This window comes from Vibrio sp. 1CM8B, assembly GCF_023161685.1.
GTDB lineage: Bacteria > Pseudomonadota > Gammaproteobacteria > Enterobacterales > Vibrionaceae > Vibrio > Vibrio coralliirubri.
Window position 1 is genome coordinate 313,085 of record NZ_JALNTU010000002.1, and the last position, 12,295, is coordinate 325,379.

The 12,295-nt window shown below is 44.0% G+C and carries 11 protein-coding genes; 2 read left to right on the forward strand and 9 right to left on the reverse strand.

Annotated elements, in window-relative coordinates; all coding sequences use genetic code 11:
• Positions 1-25 precede the first annotated feature (25 nt).
• From nrdR to MSG36_RS05245, 7 genes are all read right to left on the reverse strand, one after another.
• Positions 26-475 carry a transcriptional regulator NrdR gene (gene nrdR, locus MSG36_RS05215; protein WP_004734394.1) on the reverse strand — a complete coding sequence of 150 codons (450 nt, stop codon included), beginning with the start codon at positions 473-475 and terminating at the stop codon, positions 26-28.
• A 156-nt stretch (positions 476-631) separates the two neighbouring features.
• Positions 632-1,882: a glutamate-5-semialdehyde dehydrogenase gene (locus tag MSG36_RS05220; protein ID WP_248366589.1), complete on the reverse strand. Its 1,251-nt coding sequence runs from the start codon at positions 1,880-1,882 to the stop codon at positions 632-634.
• 66 nt (positions 1,883-1,948) lie between these two features.
• The gene (proB, locus tag MSG36_RS05225; RefSeq protein WP_248366591.1) at positions 1,949-3,133 is read right to left on the reverse strand and encodes a glutamate 5-kinase; all 1,185 of its coding nucleotides are present in this window, start codon (positions 3,131-3,133) and stop codon (positions 1,949-1,951) included.
• Positions 3,134-3,209: 76 nt separating this feature from the next.
• Positions 3,210-3,599: a sigma factor-binding protein Crl gene (gene crl, locus MSG36_RS05230; protein ID WP_065677578.1), complete on the reverse strand. Its 390-nt coding sequence runs from the start codon at positions 3,597-3,599 to the stop codon at positions 3,210-3,212.
• 144 nt (positions 3,600-3,743) lie between these two features.
• Positions 3,744-4,997, reverse strand: a complete 1,254-nt coding sequence (gene frsA / locus MSG36_RS05235) for an esterase FrsA (RefSeq protein WP_050619967.1) — start codon at positions 4,995-4,997, stop codon at positions 3,744-3,746.
• Between the two features lie 89 nt (positions 4,998-5,086).
• Positions 5,087-5,551: an oxytetracycline resistance phosphoribosyltransferase domain-containing protein Tet(34) gene (gene tet(34) / locus MSG36_RS05240; RefSeq protein ID WP_009847475.1), complete on the reverse strand. Its 465-nt coding sequence runs from the start codon at positions 5,549-5,551 to the stop codon at positions 5,087-5,089.
• 84 nt (positions 5,552-5,635) lie between these two features.
• The gene (locus MSG36_RS05245) at positions 5,636-6,925 is read right to left on the reverse strand and encodes an NCS2 family permease (RefSeq protein WP_017060789.1); all 1,290 of its coding nucleotides are present in this window, start codon (positions 6,923-6,925) and stop codon (positions 5,636-5,638) included.
• Between the two features lie 1,064 nt (positions 6,926-7,989).
• Between MSG36_RS05245 and MSG36_RS05250 the strand changes: the two genes are divergently transcribed.
• Complete coding sequence (locus tag MSG36_RS05250) at positions 7,990-9,462, forward strand: aminoacyl-histidine dipeptidase (protein WP_017060790.1); 1,473 nt, start codon at positions 7,990-7,992, stop codon at positions 9,460-9,462.
• A 138-nt stretch (positions 9,463-9,600) separates the two neighbouring features.
• Here the strand turns inward: MSG36_RS05250 and MSG36_RS05255 are convergent, their stop codons facing one another.
• A complete protein-coding gene (locus tag MSG36_RS05255; RefSeq protein ID WP_048605541.1) occupies positions 9,601-10,140 on the reverse strand; it encodes a DUF3332 family protein in 540 nt (179 codons plus the stop codon).
• Between the two features lie 271 nt (positions 10,141-10,411).
• On the opposite strand from MSG36_RS05255, the gene MSG36_RS05260 reads away from it, so the two are divergent.
• A complete protein-coding gene (locus tag MSG36_RS05260; RefSeq protein WP_017060792.1) occupies positions 10,412-11,458 on the forward strand; it encodes a succinylglutamate desuccinylase/aspartoacylase family protein in 1,047 nt (348 codons plus the stop codon).
• 202 nt (positions 11,459-11,660) lie between these two features.
• On the opposite strand, the gene MSG36_RS05265 is transcribed toward MSG36_RS05260, so the two are convergent.
• The gene (locus tag MSG36_RS05265) at positions 11,661-11,978 is read right to left on the reverse strand and encodes a DUF3622 domain-containing protein (RefSeq protein WP_017056240.1); all 318 of its coding nucleotides are present in this window, start codon (positions 11,976-11,978) and stop codon (positions 11,661-11,663) included.
• Positions 11,979-12,295 lie beyond the last annotated feature (317 nt).

Here is a 12,295-nt window from a genome sequence, read left to right on the forward strand (position 1 = left end):
AGTAAAGTTTGACATGATTGAGGAGTTAATCCTCTAATTTAGCGATTTCTTCGCCAAACTCTCGGATGTCTTCAAAGCTGCGGTAAACAGAGGCAAAACGGATGTACGCCACTTTATCCAATTCTTTCAATTGGCCCATCACAAGATTACCAATCATCTCGCTTGGTACTTCACGCTCACCAGTTGCACGGAGTTGTGACTTAATCGTACTGATCGCAAGTTCAATCGCATCAGCACTCACTGGGCGTTTTTCTAGGGCGCGCTGTACACCACCCACCATTTTGTCTTCATTAAATGGTTCGCGGTTTCCATTCGACTTTATGACTTTAGGCATCACAAGTTCTGCCGATTCGAACGTAGTAAAACGTTCACTACATGCAAGGCATTGACGGCGACGACGAACCTGATGGCCATCGGCTACCAGTCTTGAATCGATTACTTTAGTGTCGTTCTCTGAACAAAAAGGACAATGCATATCACCTCCAAATAATTGAATATCAGTGTAACGGAATTGCCAAACGTTAGGAAAGAAAAAGGGCCAATTAAGGCCCTTTTGTGTGGTGATTCATTGATTATTGCTACTCGATCGCCATTTCAAAAATGAGCTTAGGAGTAAAATTAACGACCAGCGTTAACCGCGAACTAAATAGTTCGCTTTACCTACCCATTTGTAGCTTGTCAGCTCTTCTAAACCCATTGGGCCGCGAGCATGCAATTTCTGAGTAGACACGGCAACTTCAGCGCCTAAACCAAACTGGGCGCCATCAGTAAAACGTGTTGATGCATTCACATAAACCGCCGCAGAACCAACAGAGTTAATGAAACGCTCTGAGCTCTCTAGGCTATTGGTCATGATCGCATCTGAATGACTCGCGTTGTGTACACGCATGTGGTCAATCGCTTCTGCCACATCCGCTACCACTTTCACGCCGAGCGTGTAGCTTAGCCATTCAGTGTCAAAGTCGCCTTCAACCGCATCACGTTGGTCTTCAAAACCCGCTAGCAGCGATTTTGCACTGGTATCAGCAACTAAGGTTACCTTGCCGGCTAAACGCTGTTTCAGCTTAGTTAGGAAAGCTTCAGCAACCGCTTCATGCACTAGCAGTGTATCTAACGAGTTACACGCCGATGGACGTTGAACTTTTGAGTTTTCGACCACATCGACAGATCTCTCAAGATCAGCGCTTTCATCAACGAAGATATGGCTGATACCAAAGCCGCCGATGATGACTGGGATGGTGCTGTTCTCTTTACACATCTTGTGCAGACCAGCGCCGCCACGAGGAATGATCATATCCACGTAGTCGTCCAGTTTAAGCAGTTGAGAAACGAGTTCACGATCAGGCTTCTCGATGTACTGAACAGAAGCGGCTGGAAGCTCCGCTTTCTCTAATGCAGACTGGATAACTTTAACCAGTTCCATGTTCGAGAAGAACGTCTCTTTACCACCACGTAGAATGCTTGCGTTACCTGTCTTCAGACACAGAGCTGCAATATCGATGGTTACGTTCGGACGCGCTTCATAGATAACACCCACCACACCAAGTGGCACGCGGCGGCGAGACAGTGACATACCGTTTTCTAGTACTTTGCTGTCAATTTCGCTGCCAACTGGGTCATTCAGGCTAATCACGTTACGAACATCGTTAGCGATACCGGTTAAGCGCTCTTCGTTAAGAAGTAGACGATCAAGCAGTGCGTCAGTTAAACCCGCTTCGCGACCTAATTCGATGTCTTTCGCGTTCGCTTCTAAAATCGTTGTTGCGTTTGCTTCTAGCTCATCAGCGATAATCGCCAATGCTTTATTCTTTTGCGCCGTAGATGCGGTCGCTAGGTGGAAAGCAGCGTCTTTTGCTGCGATACCCATGTTAGTTAAATCCACGTTTAACTCTCCCTAAATTCTGTCTGTCTTTGGATGCAAAAAGGTGATTCACCTTATCATCACGAGCTACTCTTGGATTACAACTAGGTCGTCACGGTGAATGACTTCTGACCCATAATCGTATCCAAGGATGTCGCCAATATCTTTACTGTGCTTGCCTGCAATTTTTGCTAGGTCTTGGCTTGAATAACTGGCGATACCACGCGCAATTACTTTGCCTTTGCTGTCTGTGACTTGGGTAACTTCACCACGAGAGAATTCGCCTTTAACTCGAACAACCCCTTTCGCCAACAAGCTGCTGCCTTTGGTGTTGACTGCGTTTACTGCGCCGTCGTCAACCACGATGTCACCTGCTGAAGCAGGGCCCGCTAAAATCCAGCGTTTACGGTTTTCAAGCGCTTCCGCTAAAGGCAAGAAACGTGTGCCTTGTGGGTTGTCACTCAGTGAATCAAACACCACGTTTTCGGCACTGCCCGCAGCAATAATCACTTCGATACCTGCGCGACGAGCAATATCAGCCGCCTGCAGTTTTGTCGCCATGCCACCGGTACCTAACGTCGTACCACTGCCGCCTGCGATCTTACGCAGTGTGTCATCAATGGTTTTCACTTCTTTGATGAGCTCAGCATTTGGGTCTTTACGAGGGTCAGCCGTAAACAGGCCTTTTTGGTCTGTTAGTAGCAAAAGCTTATCAGCACCGCACAAAATACCCACTAAGGCCGACAAGTTATCATTGTCGCCCACTTTAATTTCGTTGGTTGCTACTGCATCGTTTTCGTTTACTACCGGAATAATATCGTGTTCAACCAGTGCGTTGATCGTGTCACGTGCATTAAGAAAACGCTCGCGATCATCGAGATCAGCACGAGTCAGTAGCATCTGGCCAATCTTAAGGCCATAGATAGCAAACAAAGACTCCCAAACTTGAATCAACTGACTTTGCCCAACTGCCGCAAGCAACTGTTTGCTCGCCATTGAGTTGGGAAGTGCGGGGTAACCAAGGTGCTCACGTCCTGCTGCAATTGCGCCAGACGAAACCATAACCACAAAGTGGCCTTGTTTTTTTAATTCAGCACATTGACGAACCAGCTCAACCATATGAGCGCGGTCTAATGCCAATGTTCCACCAGTTAAGACACTGGTACCCAGTTTAACAACGACAGTTTTACGCTGTGTTGTTGTCCCGCTTTGATGATTTGTTGTCATGAAGTCTTTTATGGATAAAACAAATAAGAGGTGATGTTTTAGCAATCAAAAGGGGAATTCACAAGCAGAAAAGGTGCGAAATCGCACCTTTTTGCTTTATATAGAAGAGTAACCTTTAAAATCAGACGAATTCGACAGACTCTTCGTCTAATTGGATGCTGATTTCAAACTTACTTTGAAGTTCATCAACCAGTTTTTTGTGGAAGGCTTCTTGAGTTCGAGAGACCTCAGCGACCGCCTTTTTAGGTAACGGCAAAGAATCCCAGTTACCATCGATGTTGTACTTACCGATATTGTACTTCGCCGAATATCCCTCTTCCGACTTATCCAACTCTAACCACCAACCCCAGAACTCGCGTTCTTCTGGTGATTTTTTATCGTTCACACATACAGACAAGCAATCAAAAATGTAATGACCATCTTCTGATTGTGGCTCCCTCAAATAAGGCCCAATAGCCTTTAAAACATTCAACAAGCGATAATGCGTAGGTTGTTGTGTCACTTCTGACATATTGAATCTCCATTTTCAATGTTAAGAATGACGTTACTCAGACTGTTATACGTAGAAACTACGCATTTGGATTTTATAAATTATCTCTGAGTATCAGGTACTTAGTTTGTACACTTTTCATGCTTAACTAATTTAGGAGAAATGTCATCTAAATAATTCATCCTCAAGCCACTTTATCGCCAATTCGAGGGATTGCTCATAACCTTGTGTAATTGACTTAGCTTTGATTTTCTTCGCTTTTCCGTAATCACTGTAAATAGCAACCAGTTGATTATCCATTGGCGGTGAAACCGGGTCGCCTTCCAGAGCCAATGCCAAGATAGGAACACTGGTTTTACTGTTTGACAGCAAACCTTGTACCTTGAGTGACCACGCCATCAACTGCCCAGAAAGGCTATTGATATCAACTGCACCTTTACCAAGACGCGAAGCCAACACATCTAGATGCATTTTAGGCATCTGCTTAAGTTTGTCTGCATGAACAAAGATATCGTGAATTGGCGCGCCTAAAGAGATACACGCTTTAATCTTATGTTGCTCGAGGAAAGATAATCTCACCATCGCATTGCCACCGAAGCGGAAGCCAAACAAGCCAACTTTATGGTGATCGACCCATGGAATGTTAGGCAATTCATTCAGCACCGCTTGGTGAAGACAAGATGAGTCTTCTGTTAACGGCCAATGTGCACTGTGCCCTATCGATGGCATGTCTACCGTTAGCATGGCAATGTTCTTTGGTGCTAAATAATCTCTAAACAAGCGCCACATATCGGTTTGCAAGCTATCTAGACCCGCGCTGACAATCACAACCGGTTGTGGTTTATCTGTCTTGGTTAGATGCAAGTTCGCTTTAATCTTCTTGTTTTGGTATGGAATATCAATCTGTTTGACGATCAACTTAGTGTGCTTGATCGCTTCAGAATACGCTGCGTTGGCCAACACTTGAGCCTGAGCCGCCAAGTTGTCGTTCTTGAGATGTGGGTAACCCGCAATACTGAAGCACAGCGATGCTGAAAACAGCTCTTCAGCCATCTCTTCACCGCTCTTCTCATTAGAACGATTTTGATGCTGCATACCCAGCTTAGTCCATTCGTATGCCCAGTTACCACTTCGGTAACCCATGACCGTATCAAGCCACTCGTCGATTGTACGAGAGTTATCTGATGACGCGATACGAGCCAATACCGCTTCTTGCTCTATTGGATTAACGCCTTGCCATACCCACTGAAGACGTCTTAGGTTTCGATACCATGATGAGTTTTGCTGTTCACGCTTCTCATCCAATAACGCTTCAGAGCTTGGCATGTATTGTGTCAACATTGAGGTCTCTTTCGCCTGCTTGTGCTTTACAAACAAAGTTTCCGAAAGGTTCGAGCTCGTTTCTTCTGGTTCAGACATTGGGATACTTAATAAGAAATGGTTGTCACTAATAATATAAAAAAAAATGACCCTATAAAGGGTCATTTCTCAAAAAACTAAGTTTACGCTTATTTTGACTTGCGATTTACTGGCTCAACGTAGCTTAGGCTAGTATCCCAAGGTTGCTCAATCCATGTGTCTTGAGCGATATCAACAATGTACTCGTCTAGCAAATCAGCGCCAGATGGCTTTGCACATACAGCGATCAGTTTCGCTTTAGGGTACATTTCGCGAAGCTTACGTGCAGTGTCACCACTATCAACCAAGTCTTCAACGATTAGGAAGCCTTCGCCATCACCTTCAGGTGCTTTAACTACTGTCATATCACGTTGGTGATCGTGGTCGTAGCTAGAAATACAAATCGTATCTACGTGACGAATACCTAGCTCACGAGCCAAGATTGCACCAGGAACCAAACCACCACGGCTTACAGCCCAGATGCCTTTCCACTGCTCTGCTGGCATTTGCTTTTCAGCAAGTTGACGGCAGTAAGTCTGCATGTTGTCCCAAGTGATAACGAATTTGTTGCTCATAGTATAAAACCTAATAATTTTGTCATGTTATTAGAGGCTATCTCAAACATAGCCTCTTCAGCGATTAAGCAGAAATCTAGACGATTAAGCGAAAATGTATTTAAGAATAAAGATAGCCGACATTACCCACACAGCAGGTGAAACGTCGCGACCTTTACCACTTAGCAGCTTAATTGCAGCGTAAGCGATGAAACCTAGTGAGATACCCTCAGCGATAGAGTACGTCAGCGGCATAAGCAGACATGTTACCACGACTGGTGCTGCTTCCGTAAGATCACGCCAATCAATGCCAACTAAGCCAGACATCATCAGAATTGCTACATAGAAAAGTGCACCTGATGTTGCGTAAGCCGGAATCATACCTGCAAGTGGCGAGAAGAAAAGAGCCAGTAGGAATAAGATACCAACAACAACAGCCGTTAGACCGGTACGACCGCCTTCAGCGACACCCGCAACACTCTCAACATAAGAAGTAGTATTTGATGTACCTAGCAGTGCACCAATAGATGTTGCTGTAGAGTCAGCAAGCAGTGCTTTGTTCAAACGAGGTAGTTTGCCGTCTTCTTTGATTAGGTTTGCTTTCGTTGCAACACCAACCAGAGTACCCGCTGTATCAAACAAATCGACGAACAAGAATGCGAATACCACTGAAATCATACCGATTTCAAATACCGCAGAGAAATCAAGCTGCATGAATGTAGGAGCAAGGCTTGGTGGTGTAGACATGATGCCGCCGTATTGAACGTCACCAATAACAATGCCAAGAGCTGTGATAGCTAGAATGGCAATCATTACTGCGCCTTTCACGCCACGGTGAACAAGAGCAATCGTTAGGAAGAAACCAAGTGAGCCTAGGATAGGAGCAATCGCGGTAATATCGCCCAGTGAAACTTTAGTTGCTGGGTTAGAAACAACGATGCCTGCATTGCTAAGCGCAATGAACGCTAGGAAAAGACCGATACCTGCAGAGATACCAACACGCAGAGACATAGGGATCGAGTTGATAATCCATTCACGGATCTTAAAGATGCTTAAGAAGATGAAGATTACGCCTGATACGAAAACCGCTGCCAGAGCAACTTGCCACGTATAACCCATACCCATTACAACAGCGTAGGTAAAGAATGCGTTCAAACCCATGCCTGGAGCTTGAGCAATTGGGTAGTTAGCAACAAAGCCCATGATGAAACAGCCAATAGCAGCCGCTAAACAGGTTGCTACAAATACAGCGCCATGGTCCATACCAGCATCAGCTAGAATCATTGGGTTTACAAAAATGATGTAAGCCATTGTTAGGAAGGTTGTTAGACCTGCGATGATTTCAGTGCGCACATTGGTGCCATTTTCACTGAGTTTGAATAGCTTTTCGAACATTATCGAATCCTATAAGGGTAAAAAGTAAACGGTTGCGTAATCGATTGGCTGTGGATTATAAAGTTATCAAATAACAAATTCCAGATAGAATTAAGGCTCTAATCGATATTTATCAGAATGCCGTATGAAACAAAGCGATTAAAAACAAAGACACCATCGATAAATAACCATTAAAAACAAACAATTAACAACAATAGACTCACTAAAACTAGTTGGTTATTTTTTCTACCATCGGTTATTTTCATTGATAATCTAGCCAGTAAATTCTGAATTCAAACCCACAATAGTTATGTATTTTTCAACAGGATCAGTAATAAGGCGCAAATTGATATTTCGGCGTTTAAAAAACAACCACGCAGAACAGCAAGGAAAGTGACAAGCGAAAGCGGTTTGGAAAAGTAGCAGGCAAAAAAAACGCCACTCAAAACTGAGTGGCGGTAGAATCTGTCAACCAAAAGGGCTGTAAAAGAATTCCAATATATAGGGGTGAACAAAACTGTTCGAGTTACATGCTTACGGTATTAGTAACCAAAGCTTGTAGGGTATGCAAAGTTGCTAGTGTAAACAGAGCTGTTAATCCAGAACATTGCAGATGGTAAACCTTTCATAACTATCACCTTAATAAATCAATAAAAAACGAATTTGATTTCTCGGTTCCTTGGAGGCGATAAAACGGACTCATCCTTTGAGCATTTACTCTTCATCTCAGAAGTTGGTTATTAATATACCCTAAAGAAAAAAGATTACAAGTATTTTTTGCTATATGTCACATTTTTTGCCATTTACGGTTATTTTGTAAACTTATTTTCGTAATAAAATTACAAAATAGAATTAAACAAACGTTTGCTTGCGCCATTTATAAGCATCAAGGCGCTTAATTGTGATCAGATGGACAAGATCGCATTCAAAATTTGAGCTATTTGAGGTTTAGAACCGCTACTCGTCAAAACGCTCAAGTGGTATGCTGTTGCCATCAAAACAGACCCATATTTTAGATTTTTGTTCTAGGTTTTTACCTATACAAAACCTAAATATATGGTTATTAAATAAAAAAGGAGTCATCCGTGTCTGAATTCCATTCTGAGATCAGTAAATTATCCCCTGCCCCTATCTGGCAGTTCTTCGATAAGATTTGCTCAATCCCACACCCTTCTAAGCATGAAGAAGAGCTTGCTCAATACATTATTGCTTGGGCAACCGAGCAAGGCCTAGATGTACGTCGTGACCCAACGGGCAACGTATTCATCAAAAAGCCAGCAACGGCGGGTATGGAAAACAAAAAAGGTGTCGTGCTACAAGCTCACATCGATATGGTTCCACAAAAGAACGAAGACACAGTTCATGACTTCGCTAAAGATCCAATCCAACCATACATTGATGGTGAGTGGGTTACAGCTAAAGGCACAACGCTTGGCGCTGACAACGGCATGGGCATGGCTTCTTGCCTAGCGGTTCTTGCTTCAAACGAAATCCAGCACGGCCCTATCGAAGTTCTACTAACAGTAGATGAAGAAGCAGGCATGACTGGTGCTTTCGGTCTTGAAGCGGGTTGGTTAGAAGGCGATATCCTTCTTAATACCGATTCAGAGCAAGAAGGCGAAGTGTACATGGGTTGTGCTGGCGGTATCGACGGCGCAATGACATTTGAAATTGCTCGTAACGCGATTCCAGCTGACTTCGTAACACGTAAGCTAACGCTGAAAGGCCTAAAAGGCGGTCACTCTGGTTGTGACATCCACACAGGTCGTGCAAACGCAAACAAACTGCTTGCTCGCTTCCTAGCGGGTCACGCCAAAGAGCTAGACCTTCGCATCGTCGAATTCAAAGGTGGTAGCCTTCGTAACGCGATCCCTCGTGAAGGTTTCGTAACGGTTGCTGTTCCTGCGGCAAACCAAGAAAAACTGGCTTCACTATACAACTACTACACTGAGCTGCTTTCAACAGAGCTAGGTAAAGTAGAAGACAGCATCGTGACTTTCAATGAAGAAGCTTCTGTAGAAATGGGCGCACTTGCGTCAGCAGACCAAGCTCGCTTTATCGCGGCACTTAACGCATGTCCAAACGGCGTGATTCGTATGAGTGACGAGATTGAAGGTGTTGTGGAAACGTCTCTAAACGTAGGTGTTATCACAACAGAAGAGAACTCAATCACAGTGCTTTGCCTGATCCGCTCTCTTATCGATTCAGGTCGCTCACAAGTAGAAAGCATGCTTCACTCTGTTGCTGAACTAGCAGGCGCTAACATCGCGTTCTCTGGTGCTTACCCAGGTTGGAAACCAGACGCAGATTCAGAAATCATGCATATCTTCCGCGACATGTACGAAGGTATCTACGGTCACAAGCCAAACATCATGGTTATCCATGCTGGTCTTGAGTGTGGTCTATTCAAAGAACCTTACCCGAACATGGATATGGTTTCTTTCGGCCCAACCATCAAGTTCCCGCACTCTCCTGATGAGAAAGTGAAGATCGACACCGTTGAGCTATTCTGGAACCAAATGGTTGCATTGCTTGAAGCGATCCCAGAAAAAGCTTAATTCGATAAGCTATGTTTGTTCAGTAAATGGTGTTTTACAGTAAACACCGTTTATCGACACAAAATAAAACAGGTACTCAATGAGTACCTGTTTTTGTATCTAATCTTTGTAATCGACTATTTGTGACTAAAGAAGCAATTAAGCGCGTGAAGCCGCGTAGCTTTCTAGCTCATCAATTGAAGTTTGTGCCACAACTTCGCCATCGATGAAGTACGTCACCATCTCGCCATCACGAACACCGATTAACGTCGCACGCTCACCAGACTGGTAAGTAATGTCCATTTGGATCGTGTTTTCATCAATCTGCTGCATTTGACCTTTTTCGATCACATCTGCACTCGTGATAGGACCCACTGGCGCTTCCGTTAGAGACGGATCAAGTTGGTGGTTGATGTCTAGGTAAGTATCAGTCTTAGTATCAAAGATGTGCGGAGCACCTGTTAGTGGGTTGCTACCTGTCCAGAACTCTAGTGAGTTGAATACGAGGTAGTCGGCAGCAACTGTTAGACCGTATGCAGGTGCAAGTAGCATGTTCAAACCACCACGAGCGTAACGGTTATCAACAGCCTTGATGTTGAACTTCATTAGGTAACCCGTTACTGCGTTGCTACCAACACAGCCAGATAAAGCAACAGATACCACCGCTAGTGCTACAACTTTTGAAATTGTTTTTTTCATTTTTATCTCAATATTTAAATTTGGCCGCCAAAAAATGGCGGTGGATAATACCAACGAACTGAATGACAAATATCAGCGCTAAATCAATGTATTGTCAGAAAATTCACAATTTGAAACACCCTTCAATTAGCCAAACAAAAAACTGAAACCAATTCAGAAGCCCCTTCATAAAAAACTTTTGTCGTCACCGTAAAGCGATTGATTCGTACTAAAAATCAACGATTGCTACATTCCGTGTTAACGAATTATCACCATGTTGAGAACAACCTAAATGGCAAGACTAAAACCTAATCAACCATTCGAATTACTTGGTTATACTGTTCAGCCAGGACAGCGAATGGAGATTGAACTGCAAGCGGCTCAGCTTTACACGCATTCTCCACTTTCGATCCCGATTGAAATCATTCACGGTCGCCAAGCAGGCCCAACACTGATGGTAAATGCGGCTATCCACGGCGATGAGCTAAACGGTGTTGAAATTGCACGACAACTGACCAATGCGATTGATCCAAAGAAACTGAAAGGGACATTAATTGTTGTGCCTATCGTTAACGTGTTTGGCTTTATCCATAAATCTCGTTACCTACCAGACCGTCGTGACCTAAACCGTTGCTTCCCTGGCAGTGAGAAAGGCTCGTTAACATCACGCATCGCTTACACCTTCTTTGAGAACGTGGCGAAGCACTGTGATTACATTCTGGATCTACACACGGGCGCGATTCACCGTACCAATCTGCCACAGATTCGTGCAAACCTATCGAACCCTGAAACACTGCGCATCGCAAAAGCGTTCGCAACACCCGTGATCATTGATTCTCCACTGCGTGACGGTTCACTGCGTAGCGAAGCTGAAAAACTGGGTATTCCTGTATTAACTTACGAAGGTGGTGAAGCGCTGCGTTTTGATCACCTAGCGATTCGTGCGGGTTACCTTGGCGTGCATCAAGTGATGAAAGAAATCGGCATGCTGCGCCCTAACCGTAAGAAGTTACCAGAGCCAGTATTGAGTAAATCCACCAGCTGGATCCGCGCGGAGTCAGACGGTATTTTACGTAACATGGTAAGACTTGGCGAACAGGTTGAAGCAGGACAAACCCTGGCTTACATCAGCTCTCCATTGGGTCACCAAGAAGGCCAAGTGATCACAACCAAAGGCGGTATCGTGATTGGTCAGCAAACTCTGCCTTTGGTCAATGAAGGTGATGCTGTGTTCCACATCGCTTACTTCAAGCAAGACGATGAAGAAGTCGGACAATCAGTAGAAAGCTACATTGAAGAAGTGGCAGAAGACGATTGGCTAACTGCGCTGAATAACTGATCAGACAATGCTTAACAGTTTAAGAGCTCGACGTTAAAAGCAAGAAGCCAAACCGAGCTCTTAAACACAATAAAACAGAACTCCACAAACTAAAAAGCCCCAATACACTTTTAACTATAAAGAAAAAAGTTGTATCGGGGCTTTTTTTTCACAAATCCCTTATCTTAAAATTAAGGGATCTATAAATTAGTCATGCACTGAATTATTCAGCGTCTTCTTGCTCTTCTGCACGAGCTTTAGCGCGCGCTTCACGTGCTTGCTCAGCTTTAAGCTCTTTAGTATGACGTAGTTCGTCACGCTCTTTACGCTGCTCTGATTTACGCTCGTTACGTTCAGCTTGGTTAGCGATGAAAGATGCTAGCTCTTTCTCTGCCCACTCTTGTGCTAGAGCTTCAGTTTCGAAACCAGACTCACGCTTAGATACTGTAGTGCTGCGAGACGTTACTTGACGAGTAATCTCTGCACACCAACCGTTGCGTTTTTCTGTAAGGCGGATATCAAATTTTTTGTTCTTAGACATGTTCTATTTTTTCCTAAGGGAGATCATTAAGGGATCGGTCAACTTTGATAACTCCATCTAAGTGAGCATCTTTTAACACCATCCCTTGGTAAGCGCGGTATTAGAGCACAAATCAATGAATATTGCTGCAAATATTTGCAGCGGATCACACTCCAATGCTGCAAATCGTTTGCGCCTGATTTCAATCGGTTCATAACTCTCGGTTCACCATCAACTTCTGTCCTATTTTATCGACAACAATGAAATGAACTATGCTCAAACAGAGATAAATGAAAGAGATACCTGCTTGCTCAGGTTTATAGACTCTACTGTCTCAC

Excerpts from the sequence above, each read along its gene's own strand:
- frsA (WP_050619967.1), bottom strand. The coding sequence starts at position 4,997 with ATGTCTGAACCAGAAGAAACGAGCTCGAACCTTTCGGAAACTTTGTTT.
- MSG36_RS05260 (WP_017060792.1), top strand. The coding sequence starts at position 10,412 with ATGGCAAGACTAAAACCTAATCAACCATTCGAATTACTTGGTTATACT.
- MSG36_RS05245 (WP_017060789.1), bottom strand. The coding sequence starts at position 6,925 with ATGTTCGAAAAGCTATTCAAACTCAGTGAAAATGGCACCAATGTGCGC.
- crl (WP_065677578.1), bottom strand. The coding sequence starts at position 3,599 with ATGTCAGAAGTGACACAACAACCTACGCATTATCGCTTGTTGAATGTT.
- nrdR (WP_004734394.1), bottom strand. The coding sequence starts at position 475 with ATGCATTGTCCTTTTTGTTCAGAGAACGACACTAAAGTAATCGATTCA.
- MSG36_RS05255 (WP_048605541.1), bottom strand. The coding sequence starts at position 10,140 with ATGAAAAAAACAATTTCAAAAGTTGTAGCACTAGCGGTGGTATCTGTT.
- MSG36_RS05265 (WP_017056240.1), bottom strand. The coding sequence starts at position 11,978 with ATGTCTAAGAACAAAAAATTTGATATCCGCCTTACAGAAAAACGCAAC.